The organism is Nonomuraea sp. NPDC054003 (assembly GCF_055585125.1).
Genome location: NZ_JBVJKR010000023.1, coordinates 38,861 through 55,164 on the forward strand (window position 1 = coordinate 38,861; position 16,304 = coordinate 55,164).

The window sequence follows — 16,304 nt, forward strand, 5'->3', positions numbered from 1 at the left end:
CTTAGGACTCCTTCGAGAGCGAGACGAGCACGTCGTCGCCGTCGATCTTGACTGTGTAGACGTTCACGGGCTTGGTGGCGGGCGGGCCGGTGGGCTTGCCGGTGCGGATGTCGAAGCACGAGCCGTGCAGCCAGCACTCGAGCGTGCCGTCGTAGACGTCACCCTCGCTGAGCCGCACCTCGGCGTGGGAGCAGACATCGTGCAGGGCGAACACGTCGCCGCCCTTGCGCACCAGCGCCACCGGCGTCTCGCCGAGCTCGACGGCGATGACGCCACCGTCGGGGATGTCGCCGATCTGGCAGACCTTCTCGAAACTCATCGGGCGAGCTCCGCCTCCAGCGCCGCCATGACGCGGTCGCGGATCTCCTGGATCTGGATCTTCTCGACGAGCTGGCCGAGGAAGCCCCTGATGACCAGGCGGCGCGCCTCGTCGTACGGGATGCCCCGGGCCTGGAGGTAGAACAGGTGCTCGTCGTCGAGCCGGCCGGACGTGGAGGCGTGCCCCGCGCCGGCCACCTCGCCGGTGAGGATCTCCAGGTTGGGCACCGAGTCGGCGCGGGCGCCGTCGGTGAGGATGAGGTTGCGGTTGAGCTCGTAGGTGTCGGTGCCCTCGGCCGCGACCCGGATGATCACGTCGCCGATCCAGACGGCGTGCGCGTCCTCGCCCTGGAGGGCGCCGCGGTAGTCGACGTTGCTCTTGCAGTTGGGCTGCGAGTGGTCGACCAGGAGGCGGTGCTCCAGGTGCTGACCGGCGTCGACGAAGTAGACGCCAGTCAGGTCGGCGTCGCCGCCGGGCCCCTCGTAGGACACGCTGGGCGACAGCCGGACCAGGTCGCCGCCGAGCGTCACCACGAAGCTGCGGAAGGTGGCGTCCCTGCCGAGCCTGGCGTGGTGGTGGCTGACGTGGACGGCGTCGTCCTGCCAGTCCTGCAGGCTGACCACGCGCAGCGTGGCGCCGTCGCCTACGGCGAACTCCACGTTGTCGGCGTAGACCGCGCTGCCCTGGTGGTCGAGCACGATCACGGCCTCGGCCATCGGCTCGACCTGGACCAGCAGGTGACCGTACGCGGCGCCGTCGCCGGCGCCGGTGAGCGTGACGACGGTCGGCTTGGACGTGACGGCCTCGCGCGCCACCGTGAGCACGGTCGCCTTCTCGAAGGCGTTGAACGCCTGCGCGCTGACCCGGTCGGCGGGCACGTAGACCTTGCCGAGCCGCGGGTCGTCGCGGCCCACGGTCTCGACGGTGACCTCGGGCGCGGCGTCCACGTCGACCTTGACGTGGCCCTCCGCGACGGCCTTGCCGTCGTGCAGGCCCTTCAGGCGCGAGAGCGGGGTGAAGCGCCACGCCTCCTCGCGCCCGGCCGGCACCTCGAAGTCGGCCAGGTCGTACGACGCCTTCTCGTGCAGGGTCGACAGGGGCTTCTCGTTCAGGCCCATCAGCCGACGGCTCCTTCCATCTGCAGCTCGATCAGCCGGTTGAGCTCGAGTGCGTACTCCATGGGCAGCTCGCGCGCGATCGGCTCGACGAAGCCGCGCACGATCATCGCCATCGCCTCGTCCTCGTCGAGCCCGCGGCTCATGAGGTAGAACAGCTGGTCCTCGCTGACCTTGGAGACCGTGGCCTCGTGGCCCATCGAGACGTCGTCCTCGCGGACGTCGACGTACGGGTAGGTGTCGGAGCGGCTGATCTGGTCGACGAGCAGGGCGTCGCACTTGACGGTGCTGGCGCTGCCGTGGGCGCCCTCCTCGATCTGCACGAGACCGCGGTAGGAGGTGCGTCCGCCGCCGCGCGCCACCGACTTGGAGATGACGGTGGAGCTGGTGTGCGGGGCGAGGTGGACCATCTTGGACCCGGCGTCCTGGTGCTGGCCCTCGCCCGCGAACGCGACGCTCAGGGTCTCGCCCTTGGCGTGCTCGCCCATGAGGTAGACGGCGGGGTACTTCATCGTGACCTTGGAGCCGATGTTGCCGTCGATCCACTCCATGGTCGCGCCCTCGTAGGCGACGGCGCGCTTGGTGACCAGGTTGTAGACGTTGTTGGACCAGTTCTGGATGGTCGTGTAACGGCAGCGGGCGTTCTTCTTCACGATGATCTCGACGACCGCGGAGTGGAGCGAGTCGGACGAGTAGATCGGCGCGGTGCAGCCCTCGACGTAGTGGACGTAGCTGTTCTCGTCGACGATGATCAGGGTCCGCTCGAACTGGCCCATGTTCTCGGTGTTGATCCGGAAGTAGGCCTGCAGCGGGATCTCGACCTCGACGTTCGGCGGCACGTAGATGAACGAGCCACCGGACCACACGGAGGTGTTGAGCGCGGCGAACTTGTTGTCGCCGACCGGGATGACGGAGCCGAAGTACTCCTTGAAGAGCTCCTCGTGCTCCTTCAGGCCCGTGTCGGTGTCGACGAAGATGACGCCCTTCTCCTCGAGGTCCTCACGGATCTTGTGGTAGACGACCTCGGATTCGTACTGGGCGGCGACGCCGGCGATGAGGCGCTGCTTCTCCGCCTCGGGGATGCCGAGCTTGTCGTAGGTGTTCTTGATGTCGGCGGGCAGCTCGTCCCAGGACGTCGCCTGCTTCTCCGTCGAACGCACGAAGTACTTGATGTTGTCGAAGTCGATGCTGGTGAGGTCGGAGCCCCACGTCGGCAGCGGCTTCCTGTCGAACAGGCGGAGGCCCTTCAGGCGAAGGTCGAGCATCCATTCCGGCTCGTTCTTCAGCGTGGAGATGTCGCGTACGACCTCCTCGGACAGGCCTCGCTTGGCCGCCGCGCCGGCGGCGTCGGGGTCGGCCCAGCCGAACTTGTAATTCCCGAGGCCTTCCAGCTCCGGGCGGTCGGTGACAGTCACCCTCCGGTCTCCTTGCTCTTCTCGCGAGTGCTTTTCTCGGCAGTTGCTCTATGTGGGACCCCCAGCGTCTGGGGGCTCACGTGCGTGGTGCAGACCCCGTCGCCGTGCGCGATCGTGGCCAGCCGCTGCACGGGGGTGCCGAGCAGTTGCGCGAACGCCTCCGTCTCGGCCTCGCACAGCTGCGGGAACTCCGCGGCCGCGTGGGCCACCGGGCAGTGGTGCTGGCAGAGCTGGTCGCCGCCCGACTTGGCCTTGGTGGCCGAGGCGGCGTAGCCCTCCGCGGACAGAGCCTGGGCCAGCACCTGGACGCGCTGGTCGGGTGGCACCTGCCGCATGACCGGCTCCAGCCGCCGCAGCAGGCCTGAGACCTGTGTGCGGGCGAAGTCGGCCACCGCCTCCTCCCCCAGACGCGCGGCCAGGAAACGCAGCGCGCTCCCGGCCAGGTCGTCATAGGCGTGCTCGAAGGCGCTGCGCCCCGCGTCGGTGATGGCGAACAGCTTGGCCGGACGCCCGCGCCCCCGCTGACCGCGCGGCCGCACCGTACGGGGTTCGATCATCCCGTCGGCGAGCAGCGCGTCGAGGTGGCGGCGGACGGCCGCGGGCGTGAGCCCGAGCCGCTCGCCCAGCGCCGACGCGGCGATGGGCCCGTGCTCCAGAATGAGCCGGGCGACGCGCGCACGGGTGCTGCGCTCGCTGCCTGGCTCTATCAAGGGCACGTTTTTCACAACATCAGTGTGCCCTAATTCCTTCCCGGTCCACAAACGGTTCCGAGCAGCGGGTCAATGCAATTTCTCACTCAGGTAAGGCTTACCTAACAGACTTCGGGGCCATGATCGCGAAGACCACGGCGGAACAGGCGAACAGACCGGTCATGACGACGGCCATGGGCAGCGCCGTGTCCGCGCCGAACAGCCCGACGAACGGCGCCGCGACCGCGCCCAGCGCGAACTGCAGCACGCCGAGCAGCGCCGAGGCCGCTCCGGCCACCTGCGGCGGCTGTCCGGCCAGGGCCAGCGCACCGGTGCCCGGCAGGATCAGGCCCTGGCCGCACATGATGACGAACAGCCCGGCCACGACCCCGGTCAGCCCGAGCCCGATGACGACGGCCAGCAGCAGGAGCGCCCCGCCGGCCAGGGCGACGCCCAGACCGGCGAGGATGAGCCGGACCTGCGGCACCCGCCCGGCCAGGCGCCCGCCGACCTGCGACATGGCGATCAGGCCGAACGCGTTGAGCCCGAAGATGAGCGAGTACTGCTGCGGCGAGGCCCCGTACACGTCCTGGAGGACGAACGGCGAGCCGGAGATGTAGGCGAACATGGCGCCGAACGCGAGCCCGGCGGTCAGCGCGCAGCCCATGAACGGCCGGTCGCGCAGCAGGCGCCGGAAGCTGCGCAGGGTGTGCCTGAACCCGCCGCTCTCCCGCTGGTCGGCCGGGAGCGTCTCGCGCACCCCGGCCAGCACGGCCAGCATCAGCACGAGCCCGGCCAGGCTCAGCGCCACGAACACGCCCCGCCACGAGGTGAACTCCAGCAGCTGCGCCCCGGCGATCGGCGCCAGGATCGGCGCCAGGCCGCTGACCAGCATGAGGCTGGCGAAGATGCGGGCGATGGCGGCGCCGTCGTACAGGTCGCGCACCACGGCGCGCACGATGACCAGGGCCGCGCCGCCGAGCATGCCCTGCACCAGCCGCAGCGCGATGAGCACGGGCACGGACGGGGCGAACGCGCACAGGAGCGACGCCACCATGAACCCGCCCACGCCGACGATCAGCGGCACCCGCCGGCCGCGCACGTCGCTGAGCGGCCCGGCCACCACCTGACCGACGGACACGCCGACGAGGCAGGCCGTCAGCGTGAGCTGGACCTGGGCGGGGACGCTGAGCATCTCCTCGGTGATGGCCGGCAGCGCGGGCAGGTACATGTCGATGGACAGGGGCCCGATCGCGGAGAGCGCCCCGAGGATGAAGAGCAGGAGCCCCGCGCGGCGGCGGCTCTCCTGGACGACCGGTTGCGCGGCTTCTGCCACGGACATGCGCGTTTACCTCTCCATGCGGGCCAAAATGTGAGATGCGGACATGAACCGAGAGGACTAAACCCTTTTCTGGTAATACTCATTCCCGGTTTCCGGAAATTTCCGGTAAACGTATCGTTCGTAGGTGAAACCTCCCTGACAAGCCGACGCGGGGCTGACCGGCGAACCACCCCCGGCGGTCCCTAGACTCGTGCTCATGACATCCCCAGCCGTCGAGATCGTCGACCTCGTGAAGCGGTACGGAAGCACCGCCGCGATCGACGGGCTCACGCTGAGCGCCGCCCGCGGCGCGGTGACGGCCGTCCTCGGCCCCAACGGCGCGGGCAAGACCTCGACGGTGGAGATCTGCGAGGGGTTCCGCACGGCCGACGGCGGCACGGTGCGGGTGCTGGGCCTGCCGCCCGCCTCGGCCGCGCTGCGCCCCCGGGTCGGCGTCATGCCGCAGTCGGGCGGCGTGCCGCCCGCCGCGCGCTGCGGCGAGTGGCTCCGGCTGGTCTCGCGCTTCCACGCCCGGCCGCTGGATCCGGGCGCCCTGCTGTCCAGGCTGGGCCTCTCCGATCACGTACGGACCCCGTTCCGGCGCCTGTCGGGCGGGCAGCAGCAGCGGCTGTCGCTGGCCGCGGCCGTCATCGGCAGGCCCGAGCTGGTGTTCCTCGACGAGCCCACGGCGGGGCTCGACCCGCAGGCCCGGCACGCCTGCTGGGAGCTGGTGGGCGAGCTGCGCGCCGCCGGGGTGTCGGTGGTGCTGACCACCCACCACATGGACGAGGCGGAGCGGCTGGCCGACCACGTGGTGATCATCGACAGGGGCCGGGTGGTGGCCGAGGGCAGCCCGGCCGCGCTGACGGGGGCCGAGCGGCAGCTCCGGTTCCGCGCCCGCCCGGGGCTGGCGCTGGAGGAGCTGCTCAACGCGCTGCCGATCGGCAGCGCGGCCAAGGAGTCGCCGTCCGGCCACTACATCGTCGAGGGGCAGGTCGACCCCGGGCTGCTGGCCACCGTGACCGCGTGGTGCGCGGCGGAGGGCGTGACGGCCGACGACCTGCGCATCGAGCGGCGCACGCTGGAAGACGTGTTCCTGGAGCTGACGGGCAGGGAGCTGCGGTGACGACACCCACACTCGACTTCACGCCCGCACCGGGGGCGGCGCCGTTCCCGCGGATGGTGCTGGCGCAGGCGGGAGCCGAGATCCGCGGCATGCTGCGCAACGGCGAGCAGCTCCTGCTCACCATGATCATCCCGGTGCTGCTGCTGGTCGGCTTCTCGGTGGCGCCGCTGATCGACGTGGGCGGCGGCAGCCGGGTCGACTTCCTGGCGCCGGGCGTGCTGGCGCTGGCGGTGATGTCGACGGCGTTCACCGGCCAGGCGATCGCGACCGGGTTCGAGCGGCGCTACGGGGTGCTGAAGCGACTGGGCGCGACCCCGCTGTCCAGGGGCGGGCTGATGCTGGCCAAGACGGTGGCGGTGCTCGCGGTGGAGGCCGTCCAGGTGGTGGTGCTCGTCGCGGTGGCGCTGTCGCTGGGCTGGAGCCCGCAGGGCTCGCCGGTGGCCGCGGTGCTGGGCTGCGCGCTGCTGGTGCTGCTGGGCACCGCCGCCTTCAGCGGGCTCGGGCTGCTCATGGCCGGTCTGCTGCGGGCCGAGGCGACGCTGGCCGCGGCCAACCTGGTCTACCTGCTGCTGCTGGCGGCGGGCGGGGTGGTGTTCCCGCTGGCGAAGTTCCCCGAGTCGGTGCGGCCCGTGCTGGAGCTGCTGCCGATCTCGGCGCTGACAGGCGGCCTGCGCACCGTGCTCGGCGGCGGCGCGCTGCCGGTGGCCCCGGTGGCGGTGCTGGCCGCGTGGGCCGTCGTCTCCCTCGTGCTGGCCGCCAGGACCTTCCGCTGGGAGTGATCATTCGGGGCGGGGCGCGGCGTCCTCCTCGGGGGCGCGCGCGCCGTAACGGCGGCGGCTGACCGCGGCGACCACCGTGAGCGGCGCGGCGACGGCCGCGGCCAGGCCGAACAGCAGCCCGTACGATCCGCTCCCGGCCAGCGGACCGGCCGCCCACGAGGCGACGGCGCTGCCCATGAACAAGCACGACGCGAAGAACGCGACCGTCGTGCCGCGCGCCTGCGGCACCACCGAGGTGGCCCAGGTCTGCAACGACGAGTGCATGAACGACCAGCCTCCCCCGAGCAGCAGCGCGGTCAGCGCGACCGTGCCGAGGTTCGCCTCCACGGCCACGATCGCGTACCCGGCGCACATCTGCGCCCCGCCGATCAGGATGAGCGACCACACCGGCCGGCCTCCCGCCAGCCGCTTGACCACCTGGGAGAACAGGTAGACGCCCAGGCCGTAGGCGGCCGCGGCCAGGCCTGCCAGGGCGGAGGAGACGCCCTGGTGCTGCAGGACCGTGGCCAGGAACGTCAGCATGCCGAGCAGCACGGCGCCCTCGACGAACGCCAGCGCGAACACCAGCAGGGCCCACGGGCGGCGCAGCACCGCGCCGACGTGCCTGCCCAGGCCGCCGATCTCGGCCCGCGGCGGCTCGGGCAGCGTCCGCAGCGCCACGGCGCAGGCCAGCGCGCACACCGCGGGCACGGTGAACGCCGCCCGCCAGCCGGCCAGGTCGCCCAGCACGCCGCCGAGCCCGGTGGCCAGCGCGGTGCCCAGCGCCATCAGGCCCATCAGGTCGGACAGGGCGCGCTGCCGTACCGACACCTGGAACGTGTCCCCCACGTACGTCAGCGACGTGGGGATGACCGCGCCGAAGCAGGCGCCCGCGGCGACCCGGGCGACGATGAGCGCGGGCAGCGCCGGCATGGCCGCCGAGGCCAGGCCCGCGAGCCCGGCGCCGAGCAGGGCCAGCCGCATCACCCGCACCCGCCCGAACCGGTCCGACAGCACCCCCCAGACCGGCTGCGACACCCCGTAGGCGAGGTAGTAGCCGCTGGCCACGGCCACCGCGGTGGCCAGCGGGACCTCCAGCTCGGCCGCGATGAGCACCAGGAGCGGCGTCACGACCAGGCGGTCGAAGCTGCTGACGAACGAGGCGGCGGCGAGCGCGGCCGGCGGCCGGGTGAGGGTGACGGGCGGGGCTGAGGCGCTCATGTGCTCCTGCATCCGTTTGAGGGGATATTGATCAGTAAAACACCCTCTGACAGGAATGTCGGGCGAGGTCGGTACGCTTCAGGGCGTTGTGTCCGATACGAGGAGTTCCGTGCCCGCCTTCACCCTTGACGACCCGGTCGACCGCGGCCTGCCCCGGCCGGGGAACCTGCTGCGCACCGCCGCCGACTCCATCCCGCCGTCCGGGCTGGTGCTGCTGGCGATCTTCTCGGTGCAGCTCGGGGCCGGGTTCGCCAAGCAACTGTTCACGGCGCTGCCGCCGAGCGCGGTGGTGTTCCTGCGCATCGCCATGGGCGCGCTGATCATCGGCGCGGTGGCGCGGCCGAGGCTGAAGGGCATGGCGTGGCGCGACTGGGCCGTGGGGATCGGGTTCGGCGTGACGCTCGCGCTGATGAACCTGACCTTCTACGAGGCCCTGGCGCGGCTGCCGATGGGGGTCGCGGTCGCCATCGAGTTCCTCGGCCCGCTGGGCGTGGCGGTGGCCGCCTCCCGGCGGCGGCTGGACCTGGTCTGGGTGGGGCTGGCCGGGACCGGGGTGGTGCTGCTCGCGCCCTGGGGCGAGTCGGCGTCGGCGAGCTGGGTGGGCATCGCGTTCGCGCTGGCGGCGGGCGCCTGCTGGGCGGCCTACATCCTGCTGTCGGCGGCGGCCGGGAGCCGGTTCCCCGGCACGACCGGGCTGGCGTTCGCGATGGTGGTCTCGGCCGTGGTCGTCGCGCCGGTGGGGGTCGTCTCCGGCGGGGCCGACCTGCTCCAGCCCGAGCTGCTGCTGATCGGGCTGGGCGTGGGGCTGCTGTCGTCGGTGATCCCGTACTCGCTGGAGCTGAACGCGCTGCGCCGGATGCCGAAGCACGTGTTCGGCATCCTGATGAGCCTGGAGCCCGCCGCGGCCGCGCTGATCGGCGTGCTGGTGCTCAGCGAGGTGCTGCACGTCCAGCAGTGGGTGGCCGTGGTGTGCATCGTCGCGGCCAGCCTCGGCACCACCAGGGCGGTGCGGCGGCGCTAGCCCTCGCGGGCCGCCCAGATGCCCCTGACGTGCCGGATGTGCTCGCTCATGATGTGCTCGGCGGCTCGCTCGTCGCCGCCCTTGAGCGCGTCGAGCAGCGCGAGGTGCTCCCTGGCGGAGTCGGCCAGCATGCCGCGCTCGGACAGCTGTGACAGGCCGTAGAGGCGGGCGCGGGTGCGCAGGTCCTTGACCACCTCGACCAGGTGGCCGTTGCCGGACAGGCCGAGCAGCTCCAGGTGGAAGCGCAGGTCGGCGTCGACGTAGGCGAGCAGGTCGCCCCGCTGGGCGGCGGCGAGGATCTCCTCGGCGGCCGGGCGCAGCCGCTCGAAGTCGGCGGCCCGGCCGGCGTCGGCCATCCGGGCGACCGTCGGCACCTCGATGAGCTCGCGGATCTCGGTCAGCTCGTCCAGGTCGCGCTCGGACAGCTCGGTCACCCGGAAGCCCTTGTTGCGCACGGCCTCCACCAGGCCCGCCTTGGCCAGGTCGAGCATGGCCTCGCGGACCGGCGTGGCGGAGACGCCGAACTGGGCCGCCAGCACCGGCGCCGAGTAGACCACCCCCGGCCGCATCTCGCCGGTGATCAGCGCCGCCCTGAGCGCCTGCGCCACCTGCTCGCGCAGGCTCTGCCGCTCGCCCACCATCGGCAGGTCGAGCCGGTCCTCGGCAGCCATCGCCCTTCCCTTCGCTCAGGTCTCACCATGCCAGGCTTCGTACGCGGCGGCCGCGACCACCAGGTCCTCCCATGCCATGCCGGTGCCCTTGAACACGCGCGGCCCGGCCCCGGCGGCCACCCGGCCGGCTACCAGGTCGGCGAGGTCGCCGGCGAGATGGTGGGTGGTGATCGTACCGTGGCTGATCGGGATGACGACATCGCCTGCTTCGGCGAGCGCGGCGGTCCTGGCCTCCACGACCACCGTGGAGCGGGCCATCAGGTCGCCGTCGAGCTCCCGCGCGTCCGGCTCGTGCGAGCCGATGGCGACGACGGTGGCGCCGTCGCGGACCAGCCCGCCGGGGAACAGCGGCTCCCTGGCGGTCGTGCAGCAGGCGATGAGATCGGCGCCCCGGACAGCCTCCGCCACCTCGTCCGTCACCCGTGCCGGGGAGCCCGGCTCCTGCGGGCGGGCGGTGAGTGCGGCCGTTTCCAGGCCGAGGGCCGCGCAGCGGGCCGCGAAGGCCTGCACGCGGGCCGGGTCGCGGCCCACGACGGTGACCCGGCGCAGCGGGCGTACCTCGCCGAACGCCAGGACGTGGCCCCACGCCTGCGGGCCGGTGCCGAACACCACCAGGTCGCCCGCGCCGGGGGCGGCCAGGTGGCGGACCGCCAGCGCGGAGACGGCCGGGGTGCGCAGGGAGGTGAGCGCGATGCCGTCCATGGCGGCCAGCGGCGTCAGGGTCTCGCCGTCGTACAGCAGGTAGGTGCCCTGGATGCGGGGCAGCCCGCGGGCGGCGTTGCCGGGCGCGACGGTGGCCGCCTTCACGCCGGCGTAGCGCCCGAAGGCGGCGGGCATGAGCAGGAGCTGCCCGGCGGGCAGCTCGACGACGGGCCGCCGCGGCGTCTCCTCGGGGTCGAGCCCGGCGCGCAGCGCGTCCTCCAGCAGCTGTACGGCACGCGCGGCGGGCACCAGCCGGGCCACGGCGTCCGCGTCGAGGTAGGGCAGTCCGCTCATCGCAGCGTGAACCCGGTGCCGAGCGGGTCGTCGGGGTCGAGCTCGAAGGAGTGCCGCCCGGTGCGATAGGCCATGCCCTCGATCTCGGGGATCACCCCGGCGCCGGTCACGCCGTTCACCCGTGCTATGAACGTCGTGCCGACGACGCTCTCGTGCACGAGCGGGTCGCGCAGCCCGTCCTCGTGGAGCAGCGCCAGCCGGGCGGCGGTGCCCGACCCGCACGGCGACCGGTCGACCTCCCCGTCGGCGAACACCGTCACGTTGCGCTGGCGCGCGTATCCGGGCTCCCCGTCCAGCTCCTCGTGGAAGATGACCCCGTACACGCCGGACAGCCGGTCGTCGCCCGGGTGGCGGGCCGCCGGGTGCCCGGCCAGGTCCGCCTTGATGCGCCGTCCCCAGGCGATCAGCTCGGTCAGGTGCTCGGGTCCGACCTTCAGCCCCACGGCCGCGGCCGGCACCGAGGCGTAGATCGCTCCCCCGTACGCGACGTCGACCTGCACGCCGGCGGCCTCGACGCCGCGCGCGATCACGTACGAGGGGACGTTGACGAAGGTGACGGCGGTGACGCGGCCGCCGGCGCGGCGCACCCGCGCCGTGACGCGGCCGGAGGGCACGTCGATGACCACGTCCGTCTCGCCGTCGGGGGCGGCCTCGACCAGGCCCTCGCGCACGGCGTGCACGCCGAGCGCGATCGTGCCGTGGCCGCACGCGGTGGAGTAGCCGTCCTTGTGCCAGAACAGCACGCCGAGGTGCGCGCCGGGGTCGTCGGGCGGTACGAGGAAGCAGCCGTACATGTCGGCGTGGCCGCGCGGCTCGTGGCAGAGCAGCCTGCGGACGTGGTCGGCGGACGCGGCGGCGGACGCGGCGTTGGCGCGGCGTTCCAGGACGGTGGCGCCCGGGATGTCGGGGACGCCGCCGGTGACGATCCGGAACGGCTCGCCGGCCGTGTGGTAGTCGACCGTGGTGACGGTTGTCGGGATGGTCGTGGGGATGGTCGTGGGGATGGTCGTGGGGATGGTCGTGGGGATGGTCACAGCTCGAAGCCCTCCGGGAAGGGGTCACGCGGGTCCAGGAAGTACTGGGCGGTGCCGGTGATCCAGGCGCGGCCGGTGATGGACGGCACCACGGCGGTCCTGCCGCCGACGCTGGTCTCCTCCAGCAGCCTGCCCACGAACCGGGTGCCGATGAACGACTCGTTGACGAAGTCGCGGCCGATCGGCAGCTCGCCGCGGGCGTGCAGCTGGGCCATCCGGGCGCTGGTGCCGGTGCCGCACGGCGAGCGGTCGAACCAGCCGGGGTGGATGGCCATGGCGTGCCGCGAGTGGCGGGCGTCGGAGCCGGGGGCGGCGAGGTAGACGTGGTGGCAGCCGCGGATGCGGTCGTCCTCCGGGTGCACCGGCTCGGCGGCGGCGTTGATCGCCTCCATGGTGGCCAGCCCGGCGGCGAGGATCTCGCCGCCGGCCTTGCGGTCGAACGGCAGCCCGTACGCGTCGAGGTCGGCGATGGCGTAGAAGTTGCCGCCGTACGCCAGGTCGTAGCGGATCTCCCCGTACCCGGGGACCTCCACGACAGCGTCGAGCCGGTCGGCGTAGGACGGGACGTTGCGCAGCGTCACGGACATCGCCATGCCGTCCTGGACCGCCACGTCCACCTCCACCAGCCCGGCCGGGACCTCCAGCCGGACGGTGGTGACGGGCTCGGTGACCTCGACCATGCCGGTCTCGACGAGCACGGTGGCCACGCCGATGGTGCCGTGGCCGCACATCGGCAGCAGCCCGGACACCTCGATGAACAGCACGCCCCAGTCGGCGTCGGGCCGGGTGGGCGGCTGCAGGATGGCGCCGCTCATGGCGGCGTGGCCGCGCGGCTCGTTCATCAGCAGCTTGCGCACGTGGTCGAGGTGGTCGCGGAAGTGGACCCGCCGCTCGGCCATGGTGGCGCCGGGGACGACCCCGACGCCGCCGGTGATGACCCGGGTCGGCATGCCCTCGGTGTGCGAGTCGACGGCGTGGAAGACCCGCCTGGTCCTCATCGCAGGCCCTCCGCGAGCGCCTTCTCGGTGACGGCGCGGACGGCCGCCTCCTGCTCGGCGGTGAGCGGCTGCCGGGGCTGGCGGCACGGGCCGCCGCGGCGGCCGGCGAGGTCCATGGAGAGCTTGATGGCCTGGACGAACTCGGTCTTGGAGTCCCAGCGCAGCAGCGCGTGCAGCTGCTTGTAGAGCGGCAGCGCCGTCGCCAGGTCGTGCGCCGCGGCGGCCTGGTAGAGGGCGACGTTGGAGACGGGCAGCGCGTTCGGGTAGCCCGCGATCCAGCCCTTGGCCCCGGCCAGCGCCAGCTCCAGCAGCACGTCGTCGGAGCCGATGAGCAGGTCGAGGCCCGGGGCCAGCTCGGCCAGCTCGTAGGCGCGCCGCGGGTCGCCGGTGAACTCCTTGACCGCCACGATCAGCCCTTCCTCGTGCAGCCTGGCCAGCAGCGCCGGGGTCAGGTCGACCTTGGTGTCGTAGGGGTTGTTGTACGCGACGACGGGCACCCCGGCTCCGGCCACCTCACGATAGTGCGCGAAGACGGCCCGGTCCTCGGCCCGGTAGGCGTTCGGCGGCAGCAGCAGCACCGACCCGCAGCCCAGCTCGGCGGCCTTCTCGGCCCACCGCCGCGACTCGGCCGCGCCGTACGCGCCGACGCCGGCCATCACGCGGTCGCCGCCGACCGCCTCGACGGCGGTCTCCAGGACCCTGGCGCGCTCCTCGGGGGTGAGGGTCTGGTACTCGCCGAGCGAGCCGTTGGGGACGACGCCGTCGCAGCCGCTCTCCACCAGCCAGCGGCAGTGCGCGGCGTAGCCGTCGTAGTCGACGGACAGGTCGTCGTGCAGCGGGAGCGTGGTGGCGACCATGATGCCGTGCCAGGGGCGGGTGCGTTCAGTCATGGGGTTCCTCCAGGGTGAGTTCGGCGAGGGCGGCCAGGGTGACGGGCTGGGCGATGGGGCGGCGGGGCGCGGCCTGGCCGCCGCCGACGAGGCAGGCGAGGGGGTAGGCGCAGACGCGTCCCTGGCACCAGCCCATGCCGGCCCGGGACAGCAGCTTGGCGGAGCGCGCGTCGGTGGCCCCCAGTTCGCGCGCCTCGCGGATCCGGGCCAGCGGCACCTCCTCGCACCGGCAGACGACCGTGTCGTCCCGCAGCCAGCCGCGCCATCCGTCCTTGACGGGGTAGGCGGCCAGCAGCGCGGCGGCGAACGCGCGCATCCGCGTCCGCCTCCTCAGCAGGACCTCCGGCACGCCGGCGGCGCGTGTCGCCGGGGCGGTCTCGCGGGCTGCCGCGATGGACAGGCCCGCGACGCGGCCTTCGAGCTCGGCCAGGTGGCGGCCGCCGACGCCGGTGGGCTCGCCCGCGGCCCAGACGCCGGGGACGGTGGTGCGCTGGGCGGCGTCGACGGAGAGCACCGGGGTGCCGTCGGCGTCCGGGCGGGTGGCGCAGCCGAGCTGGACCCCGAGGTCGAGCTGAGGGACGAACCCGTAGCCGGTGGCGAGCGTGTCGCAGGGGACGCGGCGGGCCGACAGCACGTTCCAGTCGCGGTCCAGGCGGGCGACGGTGACGGCCTCCAGCTCCCGGTCACCGTGGGCGGCCACCACCGCGTGGCGGGTCCGGTACGGGACGCGGCGACGGGCCAGCGCCGCCAGGTATCCGGCGGCCTCGCCGGCCTTGTCCAGGGCGAGCAGGGGGTGCCGGGCCAGGCCGAGCCCGCCGTTGGCCTCGTACACGCCGGGAACCTCGGCCCCCGCCGCGGCCAGGCCCGCCGCGACGGGCAGCAGGAACGGCCCGGTCCCCGCCACCACGACCCGCCTGCCCGCCACCACTCCGTGCCCTTTGAGCAGCGCCTGCGCCCCGCCCGCCGTGAGCACCCCGGGCAGGTCCCACCCGGGGAACGGCAGCGGCCGGTCGTGCGCCCCGGTGGCGATCAGCAGCCGACGGCTCCGGACGGCGGCCCCGCCCAGGCAGTGGACGGTGAACCCGTCGTCCTCACGGGTGACGGCCCACACCTGCCGTCGCGTCATGACGTCGGCGCGGTCCTCCAGCGCCCGCACCTGGCGGGCGAACCGCTCGAAGCCCTTGGTCGCGGGCTCGTCCGGTACGTCCCGGTGCCGGAAATACTGGCCCCCGGGCCGTACCCCGGAGTCGACGAGCACCACCCGCAGCCCCCGCAGCGCCGCCGTCAGCGCCCCCGCCACCCCGGCGGGCCCGCCGCCGACGACGGCGAGATCGTAGACGGTCATGAGGTGGTCACCTCGTCCCCCGGACGGGCCTCGGCCAGGCAGGCGCGCTCCACGGGCCCGCCGTTGACGCTGATCAGGCAGTCGAAGCAGACCCCGATCCCGCAGAAGAGACCCCGCGGCCGGCCGCCCACGCGGGTGGTGCGCCAGGCGCGGATGCCCGCCGCGTGCAGGGCCGCGCCGATCGTCTGGCCGGGCCGCGCCGGCACGGGCCGCCCGTCGACGGTGATCTCGAAGGTCAACGGTCCTCCCCGGAGCGGAAGCGGTCAGGACGGAACGGCCAAAGGTCCAGGTCGGGCCGGCGGCCGGTGAGCACCTGGGCGAGCAGGTGGCCGGTGGCGGGCGCCAGGCCGATGCCGGCGCCCTCGTGGCCGCAGGCGTGGTGCAGCCCGGGCGCGCGCGGGTCGGCGCCGATCACGGGCAGGTGGTCGGGGCAGTACGGGCGGAACCCGCAGTAGGACCGGATGGCGCGCACCTCACGCAGCGCCGGGAACAGGGCGATGGCCTGGGCGGCCAGCCGCGACAGCACCGGCAGCGACGTGGTCCGGTCGAACCCGACCCGCTCCCTGCTGGCCCCGATGAGCACGGTGCCCGCCGGGGTGCCCTCGACGACGGCCGAGGTCTCCAGCCCGGCGGAGTCGCTGGCGACGTTGGTGACGTACGCGGCGGTGTAGACCTTGTGCCGGATGAGCGGCCGGGGCAGCGGTTCGGTGACGAGGATGAACCCGCGCCTGGGCAGAATGGGCAGCGTCACCCCGGCGCGGGCGGCCAGCTCGCCGCCCCAGGTGCCGGCGGCGTTGACCACGGCCCCGGCCAGCATGTCGCCCTCGCTGGTGCGCACGCCGGTGACGCGGTCGCCGGAGCGGGTGAAGCCGGTGACGGTGACGCCGAGCCGCACCTTCAGCGCGCCGCGGCCGAAGCTGTCGGCGCCGTGCCGGAGCAGCCGGGCGGCGGCCAGCATGGGCTGGACCTGCGCGTCCTGCGGGTAGCGGACGCCGCCGGCCAGCCCGCCGGCCAGCTCGGGCTCCAGCGCGCGCAGCCCGTCCGCGGGCACGACCTCGTGCGGCACGTCCTGCTCGGCGGCCAGCTCCACCAGCCGTTCCTGGACCTCGGGCGTCTCGGCGACGACCAGGCCGCCCTTGGGCTCGTACTCGAAGCCGCCGCCCGTCGCGGCCAGCTCCCGCCACAGGCGGCTGGACAGCAGGGCGAGCTCCAGCTCGGGGCCTGGCTCCTTGTCGGAGACGAGCACGTTGCCCTCGCCCGCCCCGGTGGTGCCGCCGGCCACGGGGCCGCGGTCGAGGACGGTCACGTCGAGCCCGGCGCGGGCGGCGTAGTAGGCGCACGCGGCTCCGACGACCCCCGCGCCGACCACGATGACGTCGGACATC

The 16,304-nt window shown here is 73.5% G+C and carries 17 protein-coding genes; 3 read left to right on the plus strand and 14 right to left on the minus strand.

All coding sequences use genetic code 11. The annotated features are described in order from the left end of the window. Window position 1 precedes the first annotated feature (1 nt). From ACZ6YG_RS40945 to ACZ6YG_RS40965, 5 genes are all read right to left on the minus strand, one after another. Entirely contained in the window at window positions 2–319 is a 318-nt protein-coding gene (locus ACZ6YG_RS40945; RefSeq protein WP_148031299.1) for a non-heme iron oxygenase ferredoxin subunit, read from the minus strand. Further along, window positions 316–1,437: a Fe-S cluster assembly protein SufD gene (sufD, locus tag ACZ6YG_RS40950; protein WP_466020916.1), complete on the minus strand. Its 1,122-nt coding sequence runs from the start codon at window positions 1,435–1,437 to the stop codon at window positions 316–318. Before sufD ends, ACZ6YG_RS40945 begins: the two co-directional genes overlap by 4 nt. Then, entirely contained in the window at window positions 1,437–2,849 is a 1,413-nt protein-coding gene (sufB, locus tag ACZ6YG_RS40955) for a Fe-S cluster assembly protein SufB (protein WP_148031297.1), read from the minus strand. Before sufB ends, sufD begins: the two co-directional genes overlap by 1 nt. After that, the gene (locus tag ACZ6YG_RS40960) at window positions 2,846–3,565 is read right to left on the minus strand and encodes a helix-turn-helix transcriptional regulator (RefSeq protein WP_148031296.1); all 720 of its coding nucleotides are present in this window, start codon (window positions 3,563–3,565) and stop codon (window positions 2,846–2,848) included. Before ACZ6YG_RS40960 ends, sufB begins: the two co-directional genes overlap by 4 nt. 91 nt (window positions 3,566–3,656) lie before the next feature. Continuing rightward, the gene (locus tag ACZ6YG_RS40965; RefSeq protein ID WP_397199087.1) at window positions 3,657–4,880 is read right to left on the minus strand and encodes a multidrug effflux MFS transporter; all 1,224 of its coding nucleotides are present in this window, start codon (window positions 4,878–4,880) and stop codon (window positions 3,657–3,659) included. Window positions 4,881–5,076: 196 nt separating this feature from the next. Here ACZ6YG_RS40965 and ACZ6YG_RS40970 point away from each other — a divergent pair, with 196 nt between their 5' ends. Further along, the gene (locus ACZ6YG_RS40970) at window positions 5,077–5,985 is read left to right on the plus strand and encodes an ABC transporter ATP-binding protein (RefSeq protein ID WP_148031294.1); all 909 of its coding nucleotides are present in this window, start codon (window positions 5,077–5,079) and stop codon (window positions 5,983–5,985) included. A 53-nt stretch (window positions 5,986–6,038) separates the two neighbouring features. Next, window positions 6,039–6,764 (plus strand): ABC transporter permease, encoded by a 726-nt coding sequence (locus tag ACZ6YG_RS40975; RefSeq protein ID WP_466020950.1) that lies wholly within the window; start codon window positions 6,039–6,041, stop codon window positions 6,762–6,764. On the opposite strand, the gene ACZ6YG_RS40980 is transcribed toward ACZ6YG_RS40975, so the two are convergent. Then, entirely contained in the window at window positions 6,765–7,964 is a 1,200-nt protein-coding gene (locus ACZ6YG_RS40980) for an MFS transporter (protein ID WP_222708920.1), read from the minus strand. It abuts the gene before it with no gap. A gap of 109 nt (window positions 7,965–8,073) precedes the next feature. Here ACZ6YG_RS40980 and ACZ6YG_RS40985 point away from each other — a divergent pair, with 109 nt between their 5' ends. Then, window positions 8,074–8,985 (plus strand): EamA family transporter, encoded by a 912-nt coding sequence (locus tag ACZ6YG_RS40985; protein ID WP_397199088.1) that lies wholly within the window; start codon window positions 8,074–8,076, stop codon window positions 8,983–8,985. On the opposite strand, the gene ACZ6YG_RS40990 is transcribed toward ACZ6YG_RS40985, so the two are convergent. Genes ACZ6YG_RS40990 through ACZ6YG_RS41025 form a run of 8 tightly spaced genes read right to left on the minus strand, consistent with a single transcriptional unit; the run spans window position 8,982 to window position 16,303 of the window. After that, complete coding sequence (locus ACZ6YG_RS40990) at window positions 8,982–9,656, minus strand: GntR family transcriptional regulator (RefSeq protein ID WP_148031291.1); 675 nt, start codon at window positions 9,654–9,656, stop codon at window positions 8,982–8,984. The two genes, ACZ6YG_RS40985 and ACZ6YG_RS40990, sit on opposite strands and share 4 nt — an antisense overlap. Window positions 9,657–9,671: 15 nt before the next feature. Beyond that, entirely contained in the window at window positions 9,672–10,652 is a 981-nt protein-coding gene (locus tag ACZ6YG_RS40995) for an ornithine cyclodeaminase family protein (RefSeq protein ID WP_466020917.1), read from the minus strand. Continuing rightward, a complete protein-coding gene (locus ACZ6YG_RS41000) occupies window positions 10,649–11,686 on the minus strand; it encodes a proline racemase family protein (RefSeq protein WP_466020918.1) in 1,038 nt (345 codons plus the stop codon). Before ACZ6YG_RS41000 ends, ACZ6YG_RS40995 begins: the two co-directional genes overlap by 4 nt. Beyond that, window positions 11,683–12,684 (minus strand): proline racemase family protein, encoded by a 1,002-nt coding sequence (locus ACZ6YG_RS41005; protein WP_466020919.1) that lies wholly within the window; start codon window positions 12,682–12,684, stop codon window positions 11,683–11,685. The genes ACZ6YG_RS41000 and ACZ6YG_RS41005 overlap by 4 nt, the downstream gene beginning before the upstream one ends. Then, window positions 12,681–13,574, minus strand: a complete 894-nt coding sequence (locus ACZ6YG_RS41010) for a dihydrodipicolinate synthase family protein (protein WP_466020920.1) — start codon at window positions 13,572–13,574, stop codon at window positions 12,681–12,683. The genes ACZ6YG_RS41005 and ACZ6YG_RS41010 overlap by 4 nt, the downstream gene beginning before the upstream one ends. Continuing rightward, window positions 13,567–14,919 carry an FAD-dependent oxidoreductase gene (locus ACZ6YG_RS41015; RefSeq protein ID WP_466020921.1) on the minus strand — a complete coding sequence of 451 codons (1,353 nt, stop codon included), beginning with the start codon at window positions 14,917–14,919 and terminating at the stop codon, window positions 13,567–13,569. Before ACZ6YG_RS41015 ends, ACZ6YG_RS41010 begins: the two co-directional genes overlap by 8 nt. Beyond that, the gene (locus ACZ6YG_RS41020) at window positions 14,916–15,158 is read right to left on the minus strand and encodes a (2Fe-2S)-binding protein (RefSeq protein WP_397199094.1); all 243 of its coding nucleotides are present in this window, start codon (window positions 15,156–15,158) and stop codon (window positions 14,916–14,918) included. The genes ACZ6YG_RS41015 and ACZ6YG_RS41020 overlap by 4 nt, the downstream gene beginning before the upstream one ends. Beyond that, window positions 15,155–16,303, minus strand: coding sequence for an NAD(P)/FAD-dependent oxidoreductase (locus ACZ6YG_RS41025; RefSeq protein ID WP_466020922.1), 1,149 nt, complete (start codon window positions 16,301–16,303; stop codon window positions 15,155–15,157). Before ACZ6YG_RS41025 ends, ACZ6YG_RS41020 begins: the two co-directional genes overlap by 4 nt. Window position 16,304: the final 1 nt, after the last annotated feature.